At 48.4% G+C, this 21,201-nt stretch carries 19 protein-coding genes; 8 read left to right on the forward strand and 11 right to left on the reverse strand.

Annotated elements, in window-relative coordinates; translation table 11 throughout:
- Positions 1-29 precede the first annotated feature (29 nt).
- Together recG and FTT89_RS05095 are read left to right on the forward strand one after the other, a co-directional pair.
- The gene (gene recG, locus FTT89_RS05090; protein ID WP_016658521.1) at positions 30-2,075 is read left to right on the forward strand and encodes an ATP-dependent DNA helicase RecG; all 2,046 of its coding nucleotides are present in this window, start codon (positions 30-32) and stop codon (positions 2,073-2,075) included.
- Positions 2,062-2,697 carry a ComF family protein gene (locus tag FTT89_RS05095; protein WP_180172730.1) on the forward strand — a complete coding sequence of 212 codons (636 nt, stop codon included), beginning with the start codon at positions 2,062-2,064 and terminating at the stop codon, positions 2,695-2,697. The genes recG and FTT89_RS05095 overlap by 14 nt, the downstream gene beginning before the upstream one ends.
- Before the next feature lie 24 nt (positions 2,698-2,721).
- Here FTT89_RS05095 and FTT89_RS05100 read toward each other — a convergent pair whose 3' ends face one another.
- Both FTT89_RS05100 and FTT89_RS05105 read right to left on the reverse strand, forming a co-directional pair.
- A complete protein-coding gene (locus tag FTT89_RS05100; RefSeq protein ID WP_180057072.1) occupies positions 2,722-3,123 on the reverse strand; it encodes an NUDIX domain-containing protein in 402 nt (133 codons plus the stop codon).
- A 2-nt stretch (positions 3,124-3,125) separates the two neighbouring features.
- The gene (locus FTT89_RS05105) at positions 3,126-3,719 is read right to left on the reverse strand and encodes a TIGR00730 family Rossman fold protein (protein WP_005180318.1); all 594 of its coding nucleotides are present in this window, start codon (positions 3,717-3,719) and stop codon (positions 3,126-3,128) included.
- A gap of 152 nt (positions 3,720-3,871) precedes the next feature.
- Between FTT89_RS05105 and FTT89_RS05110 the strand changes: the two genes are divergently transcribed.
- The gene (locus FTT89_RS05110) at positions 3,872-4,885 is read left to right on the forward strand and encodes a CorA family divalent cation transporter (protein WP_005180320.1); all 1,014 of its coding nucleotides are present in this window, start codon (positions 3,872-3,874) and stop codon (positions 4,883-4,885) included.
- 136 nt (positions 4,886-5,021) lie between these two features.
- On the opposite strand, the gene FTT89_RS05115 is transcribed toward FTT89_RS05110, so the two are convergent.
- The 8 genes from FTT89_RS05115 to dxs form a co-directional block, all read right to left on the reverse strand.
- On the reverse strand, positions 5,022-5,309 hold the full coding sequence (locus tag FTT89_RS05115) for an STAS domain-containing protein (RefSeq protein WP_180172731.1): 288 nt from the start codon (positions 5,307-5,309) through the stop codon (positions 5,022-5,024).
- Positions 5,310-5,320: 11 nt separating this feature from the next.
- Entirely contained in the window at positions 5,321-5,953 is a 633-nt protein-coding gene (locus tag FTT89_RS05120; RefSeq protein ID WP_005180322.1) for a phospholipid-binding protein MlaC, read from the reverse strand.
- Positions 5,954-5,971: 18 nt separating this feature from the next.
- Positions 5,972-6,643: an outer membrane lipid asymmetry maintenance protein MlaD gene (locus FTT89_RS05125; protein WP_180172732.1), complete on the reverse strand. Its 672-nt coding sequence runs from the start codon at positions 6,641-6,643 to the stop codon at positions 5,972-5,974.
- Positions 6,643-7,422 carry a lipid asymmetry maintenance ABC transporter permease subunit MlaE gene (mlaE, locus tag FTT89_RS05130; RefSeq protein WP_005180328.1) on the reverse strand — a complete coding sequence of 260 codons (780 nt, stop codon included), beginning with the start codon at positions 7,420-7,422 and terminating at the stop codon, positions 6,643-6,645. Before mlaE ends, FTT89_RS05125 begins: the two co-directional genes overlap by 1 nt.
- Positions 7,419-8,240, reverse strand: a complete 822-nt coding sequence (locus FTT89_RS05135) for an ABC transporter ATP-binding protein (protein WP_005180329.1) — start codon at positions 8,238-8,240, stop codon at positions 7,419-7,421. The genes mlaE and FTT89_RS05135 overlap by 4 nt, the downstream gene beginning before the upstream one ends.
- 389 nt (positions 8,241-8,629) lie before the next feature.
- Positions 8,630-10,414 carry a DEAD/DEAH box helicase gene (locus tag FTT89_RS05140; RefSeq protein ID WP_005180331.1) on the reverse strand — a complete coding sequence of 595 codons (1,785 nt, stop codon included), beginning with the start codon at positions 10,412-10,414 and terminating at the stop codon, positions 8,630-8,632.
- Between the two features lie 457 nt (positions 10,415-10,871).
- Complete coding sequence (locus tag FTT89_RS05145; RefSeq protein ID WP_034597976.1) at positions 10,872-11,702, reverse strand: inositol monophosphatase family protein; 831 nt, start codon at positions 11,700-11,702, stop codon at positions 10,872-10,874.
- Between the two features lie 112 nt (positions 11,703-11,814).
- Positions 11,815-13,725 carry a 1-deoxy-D-xylulose-5-phosphate synthase gene (dxs, locus tag FTT89_RS05150; RefSeq protein ID WP_005180334.1) on the reverse strand — a complete coding sequence of 637 codons (1,911 nt, stop codon included), beginning with the start codon at positions 13,723-13,725 and terminating at the stop codon, positions 11,815-11,817.
- A 310-nt stretch (positions 13,726-14,035) separates the two neighbouring features.
- On the opposite strand from dxs, the gene ribA reads away from it, so the two are divergent.
- The gene (gene ribA, locus FTT89_RS05155; RefSeq protein ID WP_034598236.1) at positions 14,036-14,638 is read left to right on the forward strand and encodes a GTP cyclohydrolase II; all 603 of its coding nucleotides are present in this window, start codon (positions 14,036-14,038) and stop codon (positions 14,636-14,638) included.
- 315 nt (positions 14,639-14,953) lie between these two features.
- Here the strand turns inward: ribA and hemN are convergent, their stop codons facing one another.
- Positions 14,954-16,327, reverse strand: a complete 1,374-nt coding sequence (hemN, locus tag FTT89_RS05160) for an oxygen-independent coproporphyrinogen III oxidase (RefSeq protein ID WP_180172733.1) — start codon at positions 16,325-16,327, stop codon at positions 14,954-14,956.
- A 235-nt stretch (positions 16,328-16,562) separates the two neighbouring features.
- Between hemN and hemF the strand changes: the two genes are divergently transcribed.
- From hemF to FTT89_RS05180, 4 genes are all read left to right on the forward strand, one after another.
- Entirely contained in the window at positions 16,563-17,504 is a 942-nt protein-coding gene (hemF, locus tag FTT89_RS05165; protein ID WP_180172734.1) for an oxygen-dependent coproporphyrinogen oxidase, read from the forward strand.
- Between the two features lie 204 nt (positions 17,505-17,708).
- Entirely contained in the window at positions 17,709-17,918 is a 210-nt protein-coding gene (locus FTT89_RS05170; protein ID WP_016658513.1) for a hypothetical protein, read from the forward strand.
- A gap of 218 nt (positions 17,919-18,136) precedes the next feature.
- Positions 18,137-18,925, forward strand: coding sequence for a shikimate dehydrogenase (gene aroE / locus FTT89_RS05175; RefSeq protein ID WP_075168246.1), 789 nt, complete (start codon positions 18,137-18,139; stop codon positions 18,923-18,925).
- A gap of 408 nt (positions 18,926-19,333) precedes the next feature.
- Positions 19,334-21,157: an acyl-CoA dehydrogenase C-terminal domain-containing protein gene (locus FTT89_RS05180; RefSeq protein ID WP_016658512.1), complete on the forward strand. Its 1,824-nt coding sequence runs from the start codon at positions 19,334-19,336 to the stop codon at positions 21,155-21,157.
- Positions 21,158-21,201 lie beyond the last annotated feature (44 nt).

The following is a 21,201-nucleotide window of genomic DNA, read 5'->3' on the forward strand; positions in this document are numbered from 1 at the left end:
CACTTGCTCATTACCATTGTTGAGGGGACATGGCCGCAGTCCATCAATTACAAGGCGTTGGCGCTGCTGCTGCCGCGTTACTGGAAAAACTGAATATTTTCACCACAGATGACCTACTGTTTCATCTGCCGCGTGATTATGAAGATCGTAGCACGATCATTCCGATGAACCAATTGAACGTCGGCCGCAGCTATTTACTGGAAGGCATTGTCAAAGGGGTCGATTTCCCACCCGGCAAACGCAAGTCGATGGCAATTCTGCTGGATGATGACAGCGCCAAAGTCACCTTACGTTTTTATCATATTTATAAAGGCCTAACCGACCGTGCCAAAGTCGGCAACCGCCTGCGCGTGTTTGGTGAAGTCCGGGTCGGCGCACGTGGTCTGGAAATGTATCATCCGGAAATCCAGCTGATCAGCGAGCATACTCCGCTGCCGAAAACCCAACTCACGGCGATTTACCCAAGCACCGAAGGGCTGACCCAGCCCAAACTGCGCGACTATGTCAAACAGGCGCTGAAACAGCACAGTGATGATCTGCCGGAACTGTTGCCGGAAAAATTTACCAACGGCTATGCACTGAAACAGGCGCTGGAATATATCCATGAGCCGCCAACCAGTGCCAATATGCTGCAGCTTGGTCAGGGTTCGCATCCAGCCCAGCAGCGGCTGATTTTTGAGGAACTGGTGGCACATCAGGTCAGTTTATTGACCCGCCGCGCTTATATCCAGCAGATTGAAGCGCCAGCTTTTGCGCCCAGCCAACGTCTGGCCAAGCAGTTACTGGCCGGTTTACCGTTTAGCATGACCGGCGCACAAAAACGGGTGTCCAAGGAAATTATCCAGGACCTGAAACAAAACAAGCCGATGCTGCGACTGGTACAAGGCGATGTCGGCGCCGGCAAAACGCTGGTGGCGGCGGTGGCGGCCTGTCATGCACTGGAAGAAGGCTGGCAGGTGGCGCTGATGGCACCGACTGAGATTCTGGCTGAACAACATTATTTAAACTTTAAACGCTGGTTTGAACCTTTGGGACTGACCGTATCCTGGCTCTCTGGCAAACAGAAAGGCAAGGCCCGCGCCAGCGCCGAACAGATTATTCAGGATGGCAGCGCCCAGCTGGTGGTCGGCACCCATGCGCTGTTTCAGGACAATGTCGAATTTGCCAAGCTGGGACTGGTGATTATTGATGAGCAGCACCGCTTTGGGGTCGATCAGCGGCTGGCCTTAAGAAACAAGGGTCTGAATCACATGACTCCGCATCAGCTGGTGATGACCGCCACCCCAATTCCACGTACGCTGGCGATGTCCGCCTATGGCGATCTGGACACTTCCATTATTGATGAGCTGCCGCCGGGCCGTACCCCGATTCAGACCGTGACCATTCCACTGGACCGGCGTGAACAGGTACTACAGCGTATTGCCAGCAACTGTGCCGAAGGCAAACAGGCCTATTGGGTCTGCACCCTGGTCGAACAGTCAGAAACGTTGGATGCGCAAGCTGCCGAAGCGACTTTTGCTGAAATCAAGGAACGCTTTCCGGAACTGAATATTGGTCTGGTGCATGGCAAAATGAAGGCTGATGACAAACAGGCGGTGATGCAGCAGTTTAAAGACAACCAGCTACAATTGCTGATTGCCACCACCGTGATTGAAGTCGGCGTCGATGTCCCGAATGCTTCAATTATGGTGATTGAAAATGCCGAGCGTTTAGGGCTGTCGCAATTGCATCAGCTGCGTGGCCGGGTCGGTCGGGGCGCCAAAGCCAGTTTCTGTGCCCTGCTGTATAAGCATCCGCTGTCGCAAAACGGCCAGGAACGGCTGCGGATTTTAAGAGAAAGCAATGATGGCTTTGTGATTGCCGAAAAAGATCTGGAACTGCGCGGCCCCGGGGAGTTGCTGGGCACCAAACAAACCGGAGATATGGGCTTTCGGGTGGCCAAGCTGGAACGCGATGATCATCTGCTGAATCAGGCACATTATGTGGCCCAGCAGATGCTGAAAGATTATCCCGAGCAGGCCGAGGCCCTGCTCAAACGCTGGCTGCCGGAAGCACCACGTTATGCCTATGTTTAAGCTGCTGGCGCATAGCCGTACGCTATTACAAAAATTACTGTCCTGCCAGCTCTGTGGCAGTGCGGCCCAGCAGCAGTACCGGGTTTGTGCAGACTGTTTGCAACAACTGCCTTGGTTAAAAGCAAACGTCTACCGGCAGGAAACCGAGATTCAGGTGGCCTGTCATTATCGTTATCCAGTCGACCGGATGATTCAGCAATTCAAATATGAGCAGCAACTGCATTATCAGTCTTTACTGGCGGGCAGCCTGTGTGAATTGACCTATCCACGGGTACAGGCCATTGTCCCGATGCCGGTGGCAACCGAGCGACTGGCAGAGCGTGGCTATCATCATACCCTGCTGCTGGCTCAGGTGCTGGCACGCCATTTACAGCTACCAATCTGGCAACCGGTTGTACGGCGCCATCAACACAGTCAAAAAGGCTTAAGCCGCTTGGAACGACTGGAAAATCTGGACCAGCAATTCCAGCTGCGACCCGATGCCGGCCGGCCTTATCGCCGGGTATTAATTGTTGATGATGTGGTCACCACCGGCAGCTCAATTCGTACGCTAAAACAGCAGCTGGAGCAACTTGGCTGTCACAAGGTCTATGCGGTGTGTATTGCCAGTGCCGACGGATAAATCATTTCAAAAAGACAGCCAGCCTTAAGCCGACTGTAACAGCTGCTGTTTCACCCAGGGAATCACCACTTCTGTGGTTAACGGTGCCAGACGTGTCGTCTTATCCCCCAGTTCAATCCATTTCATTTCCGCAATTTCTGCCTGAACCTGCGGGTCCTGATCGAGCTGCACATAATAGACATAACTGACCAGACGATGATCCGGCTCATTGGCTGTAGCGGTTTCAAAACGGCCAACAAACTGTTTAATCTGGGCCTGACAGCCAATTTCCTCCGCAATTTCCCGGCAGATGGTCTGCTCCGGTGGCTCATTGCTTTCCAGCTTGCCGCCAACCTGCATAAAACATTGGGTGTGCTGTTTGCGTACCAGCAGCAATTGCTGCTGCTCGTTCAGAATAATGGCCGCAGCTACGGTAATGGTGTTCATATTTATTTCACCAAGGCTTGACGGTCAGCCATGCCCCATTTCGGTTCAGGCGCCTGAAAACGTTCAAACTGGCTTAAAATCTCATCCATAGAATCGGACACAATTAATGCCTCGGTAAAACGTGCATGGGTAAAGCCCTTGTCAGTGGTCATGCGAATAAAGCGCAGCAGATCATCATAAAAACCTTCAACATTTAAAAAGGCATTCGGTTTTAAATGAATTCCCAGCTGGGCCCAGGTCCACTGCTCAAAAATTTCTTCCAGCGTACCGGCACCGCCCGGCATGGCAATAAAGGCATCGGACAGTTCTGACATTTTGGTTTTACGCTCATGCATATTTTTTACCACATGCAGCTCGGTTAAACCGGGATGGGCCAGCTCGCGATCAACCAGCGGCTCCGGAATCACGCCAATTACGGCACCACCGGCCTGCAAGGCACTGTCTGCGACCACGCCCATTAACCCGGAGCGACCACCACCATAGACCAGGGTTTTGCCCTGTTTTGCAATCGTTTGCCCGACCAGCTGCGCCGTGTCCACAAAAACCGCATCGGAACCTAAAGCCGAGCCACAGAAGACTGCAATTGAATTTGTCATTTTTTCACCATGTTCAGCGGCTATGATGCCGCAAATATACCCTTGAGCTGGTTTTTTAAATAAATTAGCACTTCAAACAGTGTTTTTAATCAAATCCTTGTCTAAAATACACCCATCAATAAAACCCATACTGCGCAAGGGAGAAAAGACTAATGCTTGAAGCCTTTTACGCCACAGAGCGCGGTAGTCTGGAAGATGCCACCATCAACGGCGGCTTCGACCTGCATCCAGAACTGGTCTGGATTGACCTGATCGCCCCTTCACAAGAAGAACAACAGTGGGTCATGGACGCCTACCGGCAGGATTTACCCACCTTAAAGTCCCTGGAAGACATTTCCTCATCTGCCCGATTTTACCGTGATGATGATGGGGTTTTACACATCAGCACCTATTTTTTAACGAAAAATAAAAACTATCAGGTCGATGATGAATCAGAAGAAAATTCCAGCATTCTCGCCACGGTACAAACCGTTGCCTTTATTTTAAACCGGGACCGTCTGCTAACCCTGCGCGGTGAAAAACTGGTGGCCTTTCGTGCCTTTCGTGCCCGTGCACGGCGCAATGATTATGAAATTGATTATAAAGACCCGACCTGGGTGCTGCTCGGTCTGCTAGAAGCCAAGCTGGATGAGCTTGCGGATATCTTGGAAGATATCCACAAGGACCTGGAAAAATACTCTACCGAAGTGCTGAATAACCGCCACCGGGAAATGATTTTAGACCTCGATGACATGATTACCCGGCTGGCACAACTGGAAGACATGCTTGGAAAAGCCCAGCTCTGTCTAATTGATTTACGCCGTGTGCTGACCTTTTTAGCCCGTCCACGTGCATTGGGCAGTCATATTTATGATGCCGATATCCGCGAATTGAGTGAAGATGTACGCTCACTGGTCGAACATGATGCCTTCCTGTTCCAGAAAGTGCGCTTCCTGCTCGATACTACTTCGGGCTTCATTAATACCGAACAGAATGACACCATCCGTCGCTTCTCGATTTTACCAAGTATGCTGGCACCGCCAATGCTGGTGGCCAGTGTCTATGGCATGAACACCGATGTACTGCCTTTTGCCAAAGGCACCACCAGTTTTATTATTGTCAGTATTATCCTGATTGGCTTCTTTATCGGGCCGCTGATTTACTTCAGATGGAAGAAATGGATTTAATGCGACATGTCTCTCCCTAAGGGAGAGAGTTAGAGAGAGGGCTGGTTTCACTAATCCTTCATCCCTCCTCACCTCCCTTAGGTAAAGAGAGAAACTTAACGCCATAAAAAAGCACCTCGGTTGAGGTGCTTTTTGTTTAAGCGCTGAGCTGTAAATCATCCTGCAAATGACAGGATTGAATAATCTTCATCATTTTTTCCGGGACGGCTTTAAAGACCAGCCCTTGCGCATCCGGGGTCTGTCTTAACCAGCGCACCAGCACAGCCAAAGCCAGGGTACTGCCCTGCTCAAGTTCGGCCAGATTCACCACCACCGGGGCGGGCTGCTGTTGAATCAGCTGCAGCCCCTGCTGGTAATACTGCTCGGCATTGTTAAAGTCAATTTTCCCGGAAACCCGCAGTTCCTGATTTATATATTCAATCACAGCACGTCCTATTATTTTTTATCAACCGCAGCTTCTGCATCTGGTTTAAAGGTCGCAATCGCTTTATCAATATTGCCGCCATTACGTTTGACGTTGGCTGCAAACTGGTTACGGAACTGCAGACCTAAATCAATCCCGGATACGTTGATGTTACGGATTTTCCACTGATTGCCTTTATCGACCAGCTGGAACGATACCGGAATTTTCTCGCCTTTGTTGTTAAAGTCGATGGTCACTACCGGGTTCTTGCTGTTGCTGGCTTTATACGGACGTAAGGTATAAGTCTGGTTGCTGAATTTCGCAAAGGCTGAACCATAGTTTTCAATCAGGGTTTCACGGAAATTCTTTTCAAACTGGGCACGCTGTGCAGCCGAACTGTACTGATTGGTCGCATAGGTTCCCATCACAATCCGGGTAAAGGCTTGTGAATCGATATACGGATCAAGGTTCTGGCGCACAATGGTTTTCACCAAGGCCGGATTATTTTGCAGTTTGGCATGATCGGCTTTTAAACGCGAAATCAGACCATCCGCCACTTTCTTGATAAATGCGGGAGGAGTTTCGGTTGGTGCAGCAAATGCACTACCTGCCACCAGCGTGGCCAAAACACTTGCGGTCAAGGTTTGTTTGAACAATGTCTTCACTAAAATTTCTCCTCTCAATTACTCAACAAATAACACTTCTGCATCTGTTGTTTCAGCGGATGTCTCATCTGCCGGGTTATCGGATGATGACTTGTTGCCTGCGCCACCGGTCACAAACTTGGTCACAAGGTCTTCGATTTCCATGGTGCTTTGGGTATTGCTGATTTGATCACCACGTTTTAAATAATTCAGACCACCACCCGGTACAATCTTCAGGTACTTCTCACCTAAAAGACCATTGGTTGCTACCATTATGTAAGCATCTTCATCGATATTGGTGATGGAGGTCATGTTATCCAATAGTTGCTTTTCCATTGCTTTTTGTTGCGCAGGATCGGCTTCCGTGTATTCGCTGCTGTAACGCAACTCTTCCAGGGCATATTGTTGCACCTGTTGTAACTGTTCCTGATTAAAGGTGGTCAGCTCACCATCCAGAATCATGGTCACAGTGGCCAGACGCGTCACCGGATCTAAAGTAATAGATTCGACCTGCCCGACTTTAACCCCGCTTAAGGCCACTTTGGCACGCGGCTTGATCCCGTTAATATTGTCAAACGTTGCAGTCATGGAATAACTGTCCTGAATGGTGGTGCCCACCAGACCACTGACCCGCATCGCTAGGAAGAATAAAGCAATACCAAACAGAATGACAAAAACACCGACGGCCAGCTCACTAGTACGTGATTTCATTAAACACCTCCGAACATGACCGCAGTCAATACGAAATCAAAACCTAAAACACAAAGCGATGAATACACCACGGTACGCGTGGTAGATGTCGCGATACCTTCAGACGTAGGCTCGCAGGCATAGCCTTGGTAGACCGCAATCCAGGTACAAATTAATGCAAAAACAAAACTTTTAATAATGGTGCCGTTAAAGATATCTTTATAGAACTGTACGGTGCTTTCCATACCGCTCCAGTAAGAGCCTTCATCGGCGCCTAAAAAATCTACCCCAACGAATTTACCGCCCATAATGCCGACTGCAGCAAAAATCACGGATAGCATCGGCAAGCTGAAAATCCCGGCCCATAAACGTGGCGAGATGACCCGTTTTAAAGGATCGACCCCGATCATTTCCATACTGGATAACTGTTCAGTGGCTTTCATCAGGCCAATTTCCGCAGTTAAGGCAGAACCGGCACGGCCAGCAAATAACAGGGCCGCAACCACCGGCGCCAGCTCACGCAGCAAGGTTAGGGCCACAGCGGTACCCAGCATGGCTTCACTGCCAAAGGTCACCAGAATGCTGTACATTTGCAGACCCAGCACCGCACCAATAAATAAACCTGACACCACAATAATCAGCAGTGACATCACCCCGACGCGGTACATCTGGTAAATAAACAGTTTCACGCCAATCCAGGTTGGCATGGAAAATAAAATCTGGAGCAGCATTAATGTGGCAACGCCTATACCACGTACCCGCTCAATCACACGGCGTCCTAATGCAGCAATCGCATTCATGCTGAATGCACCTCATGACTCAAATAGGGTTGATGGCTAAACTGATAGTCGACCGGGCCTTCAACTGAACCGGTTAAGAACTGACGTACAAAAGGCGAGGCATGCTGTTTTAATTGTTCTGGGGTGCCTTCACCCTGCACTTTCCCTTCCGCCACCACATAAATATAATCGGCAATGGATAGGGTTTCGGCCACATCATGCGACACAATAATGGTGGTTAAATCCAGTGCTTCACGCAATGAACGGATTAAACGGGTCAATACGCCCATCACAATCGGGTCCTGACCGGCAAAAGGTTCATCGTACATAATCAGTTCCGGGTCCAGCGCAATGGCACGCGCCAAAGCCACACGACGGTTCATCCCGCCAGACAGTTCAGACGGCATGAGCTGCTCGGCACCACGCAAACCCACCGATTCCAGCTTTAAAGCCACCAGTTCGGCAATAAGATGTTCGGGTAAACGGGTATGTGCACGAATCGGGAAGGCCACGTTTTCATAAACCGTCATATCGGTAAACAAGGCACCGCTTTGAAACAGCATGCCCATTCGTGCCCGTGCTGCAAACAGCTCCTGACGTGACATTTTCCCGATATTTTTGCCATCGAGCAGCACTTCACCCTGATCCGGAGTGAGCTGCCCGCCAATTAAACGCAGCAAGGTGGTTTTACCCGTGCCTGACGGTCCCATAATTGCAGTAATCTGCCCACGTCGAATTTTTAAGCTGACATTGTCGTAAATGACCCGCTCCCCTCGTTTAAAGCTCAGGTGATTGACTTCAATCAGTGCTGGCGCCTGTAGAGGTGTCTGATTATTCATAGCTGAGGATTTTCCTGCATTTTTTCAGCATGCATACTATAAAGGATTGGAGAACAAATTGTTATCTATGAAATTCTTTTAAACTGTGTACAAGTTGTACAATTTTATTATGGTCTAATTTGAGTGTAGAAACAAAGAGATGCAACTTAGGCAAAAGTTCTGTAAATAAAAAAGATGAGGTTACAGAGCAGCAAAACCAAAAAAATATATGGCATAAGCACCTCTTTCATAGATGACACACCGAGCAGTTTGTGCGAATGATAATGAGACATCGCTTAATATATTCTTAAATAAACTTGAACCAGTATACATTTTCCTCATCAAAATTCAAATTTTCTCGCATAAAAAACCGGTGCAAGCACCGGTTTTCTGAATTCGCTCAGTTCAACTTAGTCGTTGAATTTACGACGACGGTCACCACCTTCACGGCGTGGACGGTCGCTGTTGAACTCGCGACGTGGACGATCTTCACCGAATGAACGCGCTGGACGGTCGCCAAAATCACGCTTAGGACGGTCACCGAAAGCACCTTCACGACGTGGTTTGTAGTCTACGCGGTTGCCACGGTTGTCATCATTGCTGTCAAAACGTGGACGCTCGTTGAAACCACCTTCGCGACGCGGACGGTCACTGTTGAATTCACGGCGTGGACGATCATCGAAAGAACGTTGTGGACGGTCACCAAAGCCACCTTCACGACGTGGACGGTCGCTGTTGAATTCGCGACGTGGACGGTCATCGAAAGAACGCTGTGGACGGTCGCCAAAGCCACCTTCACGACGCGGACGATCGCTGTTGAATTCACGACGTGGACGGTCTTCACCAAATGGACGCTCGCCACGTGGTTTGTCGTCGAAGCTGCGACGTGGACGGTCATCACCGCCTTCACGACGTTTGAAGTTGCTTTCGCCTTCAAAACGACGGCCACCGCCGAAACCACCACGGCCACCGCGACCACCGTCACGTTTACCACCACGACCGCCGTCACGACGTGGACGTGCTGGAGGTGGAGATGGCTCTAAACCTTCAATTTCAGATACTTCTAAACGTGCATCTAAGTAATCTTCAAGCGCACGAATTTTACCGCGTTCACGGTAAGTCGCCAAAGTAATCGCTTTACCAGTACGACCGGCACGACCAGTACGGCCAATACGGTGTACATAGTCTTCGTTCTTCATTGGCAGACCGAAGTTAATCACGTGAGAAATAGTCGGTACGTCCAGACCACGCGCTGCAACGTCAGTTGCAACTAAAATCTTGGCACGACCTTCACGAATGCTGCGTAAACGGCGGTTACGAACGGTTTGTGGCATTGCACCGTGCAGTGCAACAACTGAGTGACCTGCTTCAGCCAGTTCTTCAGCCAGCATATCGGTATCTTCTTGGGTAGAAGCGAATACAACAGCCTGATCAAGATCCTGTTCGCTCAACCAGTGCGTTAGCAGTTTTTTCTTGTGCTCGAAACCATCAGTCCAGTGCAGCGTTTGAGTGATGTCAGTGTTAGTAGAGTGACCAGTTTCGATCGCAATACGTTCTGGCTCATTCATCATACGTTCAGCAAGCGTGATGATACGTGGTGCAAATGTCGCAGAGAACATTAAGGTCTGTTCGCGGTTTGCAGCCAAATCACTGATTGCTTCCAGGTCTTCAGAGAAACCCAGGTCCAGCATACGGTCAGCTTCGTCAACGATTAACGCATTAACTTTGTCGAGTTTGATTTGACGACGGTTGACAAGGTCAAGTAGACGACCTGGCGTCGCTACAACCACTTGTGCACCTTTTAACTGTTGAATTTGTTTACCAAAAGGCATACCACCCATGATCGCAGCAATACGAACACCTTTCATGTGACGTACAAATGCAATCGCGTCCTGGCTCACCTGTTGAGCAAGTTCACGTGTTGGGCAAAGTACCAGAATAGATGGCTGAGTAATGGCTTTCATACGTTCTTTAAACGGAACGAATGTGTCCTGGTTTGCAAGTGCGTTCAGCGTTGGGAGAAGGAACGCTGCAGTTTTACCCGAACCGGTTTGGCTTGATACAAGAAGATCTTTACCTTCTAATGCCGCAGGAATTGACTGTTCCTGTACAGGCGTAGGCGCAGTAAAGCCAAGAGCGTCTAACGCTTGTTGTAAAGTTTCGTGTAGAGGAAAATCAGCAAAAGTTTTGCTCATAGAGTATTTCACCCGAGAATTGGGTGCTCCATAATAATAAAGTCAAATGGACATCGGCAAAAAGCGGCACAGCATTGAACGCTGAAAATTTAAGAATTCAGCGGCGATCCGAGTAACGACGATGTTGATATAACGCACGCATGATTACGGCTTAACCTGAAGGAATCGCTTTAGCGATTGGGGCGCGAGATATCGTCCTCTCTTTGGACCGCACGCGCATACACAATGATTAGAAGAGAAATGTTCAGGTAATGAACGGAAATTAAGTGCGTGGGCGGATTATAGCAGGATTATTTTAAAAGTCATCTAATTTAATCAACTTTTGCGTTAATTTCTGTACCAGTCGTTAAACTTGAATTAAATCAAGCACAAATAACAGGCAAAAAAAACAGCCCGACTGGGCGGGCTGTTTTTTAAGGCTTGGGAGCAAGCCTTGTCATTTCACTCAATGCGTCTATTATTTTGCCGCGTCGCCCCAGGCAGGTACTACTGCCTTCATTAAAGGCTTCAGCATTTTCATAGAACACGCAAGTACCTGACCATTGTCCATAGAATCGCTGCCACCACGTGCATCCACTACAGTACCACCAGCTTCTTTGACGATTAACTCACCCGCTGCGATATCCCAAGGTTTTAGGCCCAGCTCGAAATAGCCATCTAAACGACCAGCTGCCACATAAGCCAGATCCAGCGCAGCAGAACCTGCACGGCGATATTGCGCACCGGCTTCAGTCACGTTCAATAATGATTCGAAATGGTTTTTGGCATACGACACCACTTCACCATTACGTTTGGCGCGGTAAGCATGACCCACAGCCAGGAACGTATTCTCCAGGCTGTCTTTAACATTCACGCGGATACGGCGCTGATTAAGCATGGCACCACGACCACGGCTGGCAGAGAACAATTCGTCTTTGACTGGATCATAGATCACGCCGTGCTGAGTCACGCCTTTGTGCTGAACAGCAATAGAGATACAGAAATGCGGAAAACCGTTGATGAAGTTAAGCGTACCGTCTAAAGGATCGATCACCCAGCACCAATCGGCATCATGACCTTTACCTTCTTGCAGACCGAACTCTTCACCCAAGAAACTATGATTTTTATAGCTTTTACGTAGGGTATCGATGGTCAACTGTTCCAGGTAACGGTCAACACGCGTTACTGGACCATCAATTCCTTTTTCTTCGACTTGTAGATCGAGTTTATGACGATTCTGATGCGCTTTTAAAAGCTCTTGACCAACTGTTTGAGCCGCACGCGCAGCCATCACCACCATAGGTTCCATTGAACACCCACTACAAATTTGAAGATACTGATAAAGAATAATGCATAAAAGCCCCAACATTTTAGCAAATATTGGGGCTTTTGGGGAATAAATGTTTCTAAAATTTATTGCTTCAGGATGAAACGCTCTCGGTCAGCTTGTTCCAGGCCTGGGTCATGGCCTGCTCGATACCGGCGGCATCAAGACCGGCCTGCTGCAACATCTGGCTATGTGTGGCCTGTTGCATAAAGCTGTCATCCAGGCCTAAGTGAATAATAGGCTTGACCAGCTGAGCCTTGGCCAGATATTCACTGACGGCACTGCCCGCGCCGCCCATCACTGCATGTTCTTCTACGGTTACAAACAGCTGGGTGTTTTCAGCCAGGCGTTCAATCATGGCTTCATCCAGCGGTTTCACAAAACGCATGTTCACCACTTGCACGGCAATGTCATGCCGGGCTGCAAATGCCTGTGCTGCTTCAATGGCCGGATAGACCCGGCTACCAAAGGCCAAAATGGCAATCTGCTCATCCGACTGTTCATTAAAACGCGCCACAATTTCTGCCTGACCGATCTCCATCAGGTTCAATTGCTGCTGAATTTCGACTCCAACGCCATTACCACGTGGATAACGCACCGCTGCCGGCCCCGGATAATGATAAGCCGTGTGTAGCATCTGGCGGCATTCATTTTCATCTTTCGGCGCCATGATCACCATATTCGGTACGGTGCGCATGTAGGCATAGTCATAGGCTCCGGCATGGGTTGGACCATCTTCACCGACCAGACCTGCCCGGTCGATACCGAAGGTGACATCCAGATTTTGCAGCGCCACATCATGAATCAGCTGATCATAACCACGTTGCAGGAAAGTCGAATAAATTGCGACCACAGGTTTTAAACCTTCACAAGCCATTCCGGCGGCCAAGGTCACGGCATGCTGCTCAGCAATGGCTACGTCAAAGAAACGCTCCGGATATTGCTTGGCAAACTGCACCATGCCCGAACCTTCGCACATGGCCGGAGTAATCGCCAGCAGGCGTGAATCTTGTGCAGCTTCATCAGATAGCCATTGGCCAAAAACATCGGAATATTTAGGTGCCGCTGCTGCAGACGCGCTGCTGTTGATTTTACTAATTGCGTGATATTTAATCTGGTCCGCTTCTGCCGGGGCAAAGCCTTTGCCCTTTTTGGTATAAACGTGGATTAAACGCGGGCCTTTACGCTTTTTCAGTGCCTGGAATACATTGACCAGCTGATCAACATCATGGCCATCAAAAGGACCAAAATAATCAAAACCAATCGCTTTAAATAAATTATCAGCCGCATCGGTTGCAGCACAATGCAAACGTGAGGTGTAGTTCCACTCGGGATGTGGCTGGATATAGGCCTCGCCAGCAGCATCAATATGCACGCTTTCGCCGCGCTGCCACAGCGCCGCCAGATGTTTGGCAAAACCACCGGTGCTGCAGGAAATTGACATATCATTGTCGTTTAAAATGACCATTAAATCGGCCTGATGCGCCACCGCATCATTCATGGCTTCAAAGGCCATGCCGGCGGTCATGGCACCATCACCAATAATTGCCACCACTTCACGCTGCTGCTGCTGATAACGGCTAGCCAGCGCCATGCCCAAACCGGCAGAAATCGCGGTGGATGAATGTCCGACGCCAAAGGTATCAAATTCAGATTCTTCACGGGCCGGAAACGCGGCCAGACCATCTTTGGCTCGAATGGTGGTCAGCTGTTCACGGCGTCCAGTTAAGGCTTTATGTGGATAAGCCTGATGACCGACATCCCAGATCAGGCGGTCATGTGGCGTATTAAACGCATAATGCAAAGCCACAGTCAGTTCGATGACCCCTAAATTGGCACCGAAATGCCCGCCACTTTGCCCTGCTGCATACAAAATGAATTGACGTAACTCATCCGCCACTTGTGCTAACTGGCTTTGCGCGAGTAAACGTAATTGTTGTGGATGATCTATGCTATCCAGCAACGGTGTTACAGGGCGTTGAGTCGGTATTTCTGTATACAACATATGTGGCAAAGCCTTCTAAAGCCTGGCAAAACCTAAGCTAGGTCAAGGGGGAGTTACTCGATCATATAGTCGAATTGTACCATCTTCAATCAGCCACATTTCTAGCGATGTAGTTTTGAGCAATGATTTCAGTCGGGCAGTGTTTAGGTGGCGTAGATTATCCTGAATAACCTTGCTATTTATCAACTATTATCGTTCGCTTTCTACAAAAAAGAAAATCTTCTGCAGAAATTCAGCAATCCTATTCTACTAATGTCTGAGCATTAGGCTATACTTTAACGCATTCATGAACAATTTAACGGGTAAAACTGTGCCTATAGAATTTGTCGCAACGTCAAGACTACCAACCGCTTTTGGTGAATTTAAAATTACTGTATTTCAAGATCCGAAAACTGGCGAAGAGCATGTTGCACTGTCTAAAGGTCTGGAACAGGCCCCGACCGAACCGGTACTGGTTCGTGTCCATTCCGAGTGTTTAACCGGGGATGCCTTTGCTTCATTAAAATGTGACTGCGGCCCGCAATTACAGGCCACCCAACGCCTGATTAATGAAGCCGGACAAGGGGTGATTTTATATTTACGTCAGGAAGGACGCGGCATTGGTCTGACCAACAAGATTCGTGCCTATGCCCTGCAAGATCAGGGACATGACACGGTAGATGCCAATTTAATGCTGAATCTGCCAGCCGATGCCCGTCAATATGATATGTGCAGCATTATGCTGGATCATCTGCAAGTCAAAGCGGTGCGGTTAATTACCAATAACCCGCTGAAGATTGAAGCGCTACGTGAACAAGGGATTAATGTGGTGGATCGCGTGCCGTTAACGGTGGGTTTAAATCCGTTTAATGAGCAGTATTTAAAGACCAAACATGAGCGTATGGCGCATATGTACCAAAAAGATGACTTCTAAGTCATTTTAAGATTTCCAAAAACAGCTTTCCCTCTTTTAGAGTCAAAAAACCTTTTAATCAAATGACCGGCGACAGGAATGTCGCCTTTCCGCTTATCTCGATTAAATGGCTTCTTTTTAAACTATTTCAAATTGGCAGACTACCTGTATCAATAACATTTCATTCTGCATGAAGGCTTTTTCTTTGTTACTTTGACGGGGCAAAGTAACCAAACCCCTTTATTTCACTGATATGGCATCCCTGCCATACAGTGAAATGGCGACCTCCCTGTCGCCGGGTCATGTGATTGAATGCTGAATTGGATAAGATAAAAATTAAATCGTCATCGAGAAAATACGGGTACTCGGTACTTTACGTTTTAAACGCAAATCAAACGCCATACAGATATTACGTACAAACGGTTTGCCCTGCTCCGTAACCTGTAAATGATCCTCAAACAGCGTTAACAAGCCATCTTCCTGCATTTCTTCCAGCTGCTTGAGCACCTCAGGCAATTCCGGGAACTGCATCTCTGGCTCGGCCCATGAGGTCTGGAAGCTGCACATCAAATTCAGGATATGCCGGCGAATCATCAGGTCCTCAGCGGTCAATACATGCCCGCGAAATACCGGAATTTCATTCTGTTCCAGTCGCGCATAATAATCTTCCAGGGTCTTTTCATTTTGCGCAAAGCTGTACCAGCTATCACTGATGGAAGATAACCCAAGCCCAATCATCAGCTGGGTTTTGGAAGCGGTATAGCCCATAAAGTTACGGTGCAGACTGCCCTGCTGAAAAGCCTGATACATGGCATCGCTTTTCAGGGCAAAATGATCCATGCCAATTTCATGATAACCATGCGCCAGCAATTTCTTCTTGCCCTCTTCATACAGGGTACGTTTCAGTTCATCTTTTGGCACATCATCATCTTTAAAACCGCGCTGGCCATTGCCTTTAATCCACGGCACATGCGCATAGCTATAAAAGGCCAGACGATCTGGATTTAACTGGGTGGTCTGCTGAATGGTATTTAAAACATCGTCCAGATTCTGAAAAGGCAAGCCAAAAACCAGATCATGCGAAATTGACGTGTAGCCAATATCACGCGCCCATTCAGTCACACGTTGCACATGCTTATAAGGCTGAATCCGGTGGATGGCTTTCTGGACCTTTTCATTATAGTCCTGCACGCCATAGCTGACCCGACGAAAGCCCAGATCATACAGCGCCTGCAAATGTTCGCGGGTGGTATTGTTCGGATGGCCTTCAAAACTGAATTGATGCTCGGGCGCGACTGTGGCTTTGGCCAGAATGCCCTGAATCAGCTGCTGTAAATGGGCTACAGAAAAGAAAGTCGGCGTGCCGCCACCCAAATGGATTTCTTTAATCATCGGCCGGTCTGGCAGTAACTGGCAATATAAATCCCACTCTTTCAGCACTGCCTGAATGTAGGGTTGCTCCATTTCGTGGCGCTTGGTGACACGCTTATGGCAACCGCAAAAGGTACATAAACTTTCGCAGAAGGGCAGATGGATATACAGGCTGATGCCTTCGCTGGCATTGGATTCAGCAAACGCGCGTTGCAGACTTTGCTGCCAGGCCTCGCGAGAAAAACTGGCCTCTTCCCAATACGGTACGGTCGGATAACTGGTATAGCGGGGTCCTGGAACATTGTATTTTTGTACGAGAGAACTGGCCGGTTTCAACATCTACATTGCTCCACTGCAATTGACCCTATGAGGTAGGCACAAGGCCCGTATTCACTATTGTGCGGAGCTTAAAACAGGAATTCAACCTAGCCTTTTGGTCGGGAATCGGGAAGCTCATGCTGTTGCCTCTTCACTTAGATCAACCATGCGCAGCGTACAGCAGTCCTCCCCCTCTTAATTTTTTTACCAATCTGTGCTTTGATGTGCTTATTGTTTTTTATTCATGAGTGTCATCATGCAGCATCCAACCTCCGCTGATATTCAACGCGTACGTGAATTTCTCCTCGATTTACAGGCGCGCATCTGTGCCGCGTTAGAACAACAGGAACGGGCCGGCGGCGGTACGGCTGAATTTGTAATTGATGACTGGCAGCGCCCTGAAGGGGGCGGTGGCCGTTCCCGGGTCTTACAAAACGGCAGCGTGATTGAAAAAGGCGGGGTGATGTTCTCGCATATTAACATCTCCAAACTACCTGCCTCAGCAACCGAACGCCATCCTGGCATTGCCGGTGCCAAAGCGCAGGCCATGGGTGTATCCCTGGTGATTCATCCAAAAAATCCAAATGTCCCAACCTCACATGCCAATGTGCGTTTATTTGTGGCCGAACCCGAAGGCCAGGACCCGATCTGGTGGTTTGGCGGTGGGTTTGATCTGACCCCGTTTTATCCGAATGATGAAGATGTCCTGTCCTGGCATCAGACGGCACATGACTTATGTGCGCCCTTTGGCGAGCAGGTCTATGCCGAACATAAACAGTGGTGTGATGACTATTTCTATCTGAAACATCGCGATGAACAGCGTGGAGTGGGCGGCCTGTTTTTTGATGATTTAAACCAGTGGGATTTTGACACCTGTTTTGAATATATTCAGGCGGTGGGCAATGGCTATCTGGAAGCGATTTTACCGATTTTTAAACGCAATCAGGATAAACCTTATACCGAAGCGCAGCGTGAATTCCAGCTCTATCGTCGTGGTCGCTATGTGGAATATAACCTGGTCTATGACCGCGGCACGCTGTTTGGCCTGCAAACTGGCGGCCGGATTGAATCCATTCTGGTCAGCTTGCCCAACCTGGCCGGCTGGAGTTATTGCCCGGAATGGGATGCCGATTCCGCAGAGAAAAAACTCACCGACTATTATTTAAAGCCGCATGACTGGCTACGCGAACTACAATAAGTTTCTAAAAAGCTACCGCAAATAGCGGTAGCTTTTTTCCTGCAACACACGCTTGCAAGTCGCATACGTTTAAATATATTTGCATACACTTTTTCGCCAACTCTTCACAAGACTTTCATTTAAAGCGAGTAGACTCTATAGTCTTGGTTTAATGTGTCTGGCAAAAGATGGAATTAAGCCAGTATCGATTTAAGGAACGCTCCCATGCTGCAAAATTTCATTGCTCAACACAAAGGCCTGCTGTTCTGGCTGATTCTCAGTCTTCTAGTCTGCTCTCTCAGTATTACCTTTATTTTCGAACATCCTTTAAGTGACAGCCTGTCGATTGTGGCCAGTGTTTTTGCCCTGATTGCCCTGGTCTTTACTTCAGTCTTGCTGGTTTTAGATACTATTTTAGATATCTGTAATCCTTAAGCCGTCACAGGTTTACAGATCAGACTGCTTTATTGATCTTTTTATTTTTCTCTATTCGATTTTCTCTTCTTTTACCTTATCCTCCTCTTCCCTGCCCGACACCCGATTGTGTCGTTTTGCTTATTGGATTTATTCCAATTGTTCATCATTTGCAGGCTTTAGCCCCTGCCCGATTTGGCGTATATTGATGGGCATTTCAGCACATGGATCATGTGAAAATGCGCAAACAATTTGCCGTTGTGGGCAACCCGATTGAACAGTCCCGCTCTCCAGAACTGCATCATGCCTTTGCCGAAAAAACCGGGGTTGATCTGGTCTATCGCAAACGCCTGGCACCGCTGGATGGTTTTGAAGCCAATATTCGTGAATTCTTTGCCGAAGGTGGGGTGGGCATGAATGTCACCGTGCCGTTTAAAGAACAGGCCTTTGCCTTGTGTGATGTACTCAGCGAACGGGCCAAAACCGCCAAAGCTGTAAATACCTTGTGGATGCAAGATGGCCAGCTGCATGGGGACAATACCGATGGTCAAGGGCTGGTCGATGCCATTCGTGCGCTGAACTGGAATTTGGACAATACCGAAATTCTGATTATTGGTGCCGGCGGCGCCACCCGTGGCGTGATTTATCCGCTGGTTCAGGCCGGCGTCAAAAAAGTGGTGATTGCCAACCGTACTCTGGCGCGCGCCGAACAGCTGGTGGCTGATTTGCAGCAAGCCGTACCACAGGCCGAACTGTCTGCCATTGGTCTGGATGCCCTGGCTGGCGAGTTTGACATTGTCATTAATGCGACATCGGCCAGCTTGAGTGGCGATGCCTTAATCCTGCCGGATGCGCTGCAATTTCAACATGCTTATGAAATGGCTTATGGCAAGCCCTCCAGTTTTCTGGAACAGGCCAAGGCCCGTCAGATTCCAACCTCGGAAGGCTTTGGCATGCTGGTTGGACAGGCAATTGAATCGTTTTCAATCTGGAATGGGGTCAAACCCGATTTAAAAGATTTTCTTTAAAATCTGCGATTTTTCCCGGAAAAAGAACCGATCTTGCACGGTTCTTTTTTATGGCTGAGATTTAGGCTGCACAATTAACCCGCATTATGATTGGATTTAATGACACAAATATGGCAACCGTTTTGCCCAGATTTAAACACCTTGCCGGCCATTAGGCTTTGGTCCTAGATCATGCTCACTTATGTTTTATTTTGTTATAATTTAAATAAATAGAATACAAAAAACAGTGGTGACAAGGGCAGGATTTTCTCCTAAATTAGAACTGATCCCACGTCTATAAGATTCTATTGATTCGCTTTTCTGACATTTTTAACTGAATTCAACATCAATGTATTTTGATGCGCAGTGTGAATAATCAAACTATCCGATCAGATAATCCAAAACTATTTTTAAATCAGGATTAATGTTATGCCAGCATATAAAGCGCCTTTACACGATATTCGTTTCTTAATGAATGAAGTGTTTGACTATCCAGCACATTATCAAACTTTGTCTAACGGTGAAGCAGCAGATCCAGAAACAGTCGACATGATTCTCGAAGGGGCGGCTGATTTTTGTGAAAATGTCCTCTCTCCTTTGAACCAGACCGGCGACCAGGAAGGCTGTCATTTTGAAAATGGCGAAGTGAAAACGCCAAAAGGCTTTAAAGAAGCCTATGACCAGTTTGTGCAAAGCGGCTGGCAAGGTCTGTCTTATCCAGAACAGTACGGCGGTCAAAACCTGCCAATGTCGTTAAACCTGATCAAATCTGAAATGATGGGCACCGCCAACTGGTCATTTCAGATGTATCCGGGTTTAAGTGTGGGCTGTATCAACACCATTATCCAGTACGGTACAGACGAACAAAAAGATACCTATCTGCCGCATCTGGTGGCAGGCACCTGGTCAGGAACCATGTGTTTGACCGAGCCACAATGTGGTACTGACTTAGGTCAGGTGAAAACCAAAGCGGAACCGCAAGCCGATGGTACTTATGCCATTTCAGGCACCAAAATCTTTATTTCTGCCGGCGAACATGACCTGACCGAAAATATTGTCCATATTGTCTTGGCGCGTTTACCGGATGCTCCGGCCGGTACCAAAGGTATTTCCCTGTTTATCGTACCGAAATTCCTGCCATCTGCAGATGGTGGCGTGGGTGAGCGTAACCCGGTGACCTGTGGTTCAATTGAACACAAAATGGGGATTCGCGCGTCAGCAACCGCGGTGCTGAACTTTGACAATGCGGTGGGTTATTTAATTGGCGAACCAAACAAAGGCCTGCATGCCATGTTCACCTTTATGAATACTGCCCGTATTGGTACCGCGATTCAGGGGATCTGTCATGCGGAACTGGCCTTCCAGGGTGCTTTACCGTATGCCAAAGAACGGATGTCAATGCGTGCCCTGTCCGGTAAAAAAGATCCGGAAAAAGTGGCCGATGCCATTATTCACCATGCCGATGTGCGCCGTATGCTGCTGACGCAAAAAGCTATTGCTGAAGGTGGTCGTGCCATGATTTATCATGCCGCACAAATTGCCGACAAAATGACCGATGCACTGGAGCGTGGCGATACCGCTGCCTTTGAACAGCATGATGATCACCTCGGTTTCTATACTCCAATTCTAAAAGGCTTCCTGACTGAAATGGGCTATGAAGCCGCCAACCATGGCATGCAGGTTTATGGCGGTCATGGCTATATCAAAGAATGGGGCATGGAACAGATTGTACGTGACTCGCGTATCTCGACCCTGTATGAAGGCACCACCGGTGTACAGGCGCTTGACCTGATTGGCCGTAAAGTACTGCTGACCTCAAAAGGTAAAGTGATTCGTGACTATACCGCAGAAATTCTGAAATTCTGTGGTCAGCATGCCCGCAATAAATACATGCGCCGTTTTGCCTGGGACTTAACCAAGCTATGCGCGCAGTGGAATGCCCTGACTGTACGGATCATGCTGGCAGCACGTAAAGACCGCGACATCGTCTCAAGTGCCTCTGTCGACTTCCTGATGTTCTCGGGTTATGTGATGATGGCTTACTTCTGGGCACAGCAGGCGGCCGTTGCATCGGCCAAACTGGCATCGAATGATGGCGCAGAAACCCCAGAGTTCTACAAAGCGAAAATTAAAGTGGCAGATTTCTACTTTGAACGCTTATTGCCACGTACCCAAGGTCATGCCGAAGCAATGGTCAATCCATCTAAAACCATGACAGCATTAGCACCAGAACATTTTAGCTTCGACTACTAAGTCAAAGCCGAAAAAAGGAAAGACCGCGCAAGCGGTCTTTTTTA

Origin of the sequence: Acinetobacter sp. YH01025, from assembly GCF_013420185.1 — a bacterium.
Lineage (GTDB): Bacteria > Pseudomonadota > Gammaproteobacteria > Pseudomonadales > Moraxellaceae > Acinetobacter > Acinetobacter indicus.

Coding starts and splice junctions, on each gene's coding strand:
- FTT89_RS05095 (WP_180172730.1), top strand. CDS start 2,062: ATGCCTATGTTTAAGCTGCTGGCGCATAGCCGTACGCTATTACAAAAA.
- FTT89_RS05180 (WP_016658512.1), top strand. CDS start 19,334: ATGCCAGCATATAAAGCGCCTTTACACGATATTCGTTTCTTAATGAAT.
- FTT89_RS05125 (WP_180172732.1), bottom strand. CDS start 6,643: ATGAAATCACGTACTAGTGAGCTGGCCGTCGGTGTTTTTGTCATTCTG.
- FTT89_RS05140 (WP_005180331.1), bottom strand. CDS start 10,414: ATGAGCAAAACTTTTGCTGATTTTCCTCTACACGAAACTTTACAACAA.
- FTT89_RS05110 (WP_005180320.1), top strand. CDS start 3,872: ATGCTTGAAGCCTTTTACGCCACAGAGCGCGGTAGTCTGGAAGATGCC.
- dxs (WP_005180334.1), bottom strand. CDS start 13,725: ATGTTGTATACAGAAATACCGACTCAACGCCCTGTAACACCGTTGCTG.
- FTT89_RS05105 (WP_005180318.1), bottom strand. CDS start 3,719: ATGACAAATTCAATTGCAGTCTTCTGTGGCTCGGCTTTAGGTTCCGAT.
- FTT89_RS05170 (WP_016658513.1), top strand. CDS start 17,709: ATGCTGCAAAATTTCATTGCTCAACACAAAGGCCTGCTGTTCTGGCTG.
- FTT89_RS05100 (WP_180057072.1), bottom strand. CDS start 3,123: ATGAACACCATTACCGTAGCTGCGGCCATTATTCTGAACGAGCAGCAG.
- hemN (WP_180172733.1), bottom strand. CDS start 16,327: ATGTTGAAACCGGCCAGTTCTCTCGTACAAAAATACAATGTTCCAGGA.
- FTT89_RS05145 (WP_034597976.1), bottom strand. CDS start 11,702: ATGGAACCTATGGTGGTGATGGCTGCGCGTGCGGCTCAAACAGTTGGT.
- aroE (WP_075168246.1), top strand. CDS start 18,137: ATGCGCAAACAATTTGCCGTTGTGGGCAACCCGATTGAACAGTCCCGC.
- hemF (WP_180172734.1), top strand. CDS start 16,563: ATGCAGCATCCAACCTCCGCTGATATTCAACGCGTACGTGAATTTCTC.
- FTT89_RS05135 (WP_005180329.1), bottom strand. CDS start 8,240: ATGAATAATCAGACACCTCTACAGGCGCCAGCACTGATTGAAGTCAAT.
- mlaE (WP_005180328.1), bottom strand. CDS start 7,422: ATGAATGCGATTGCTGCATTAGGACGCCGTGTGATTGAGCGGGTACGT.
- recG (WP_016658521.1), top strand. CDS start 30: ATGGCCGCAGTCCATCAATTACAAGGCGTTGGCGCTGCTGCTGCCGCG.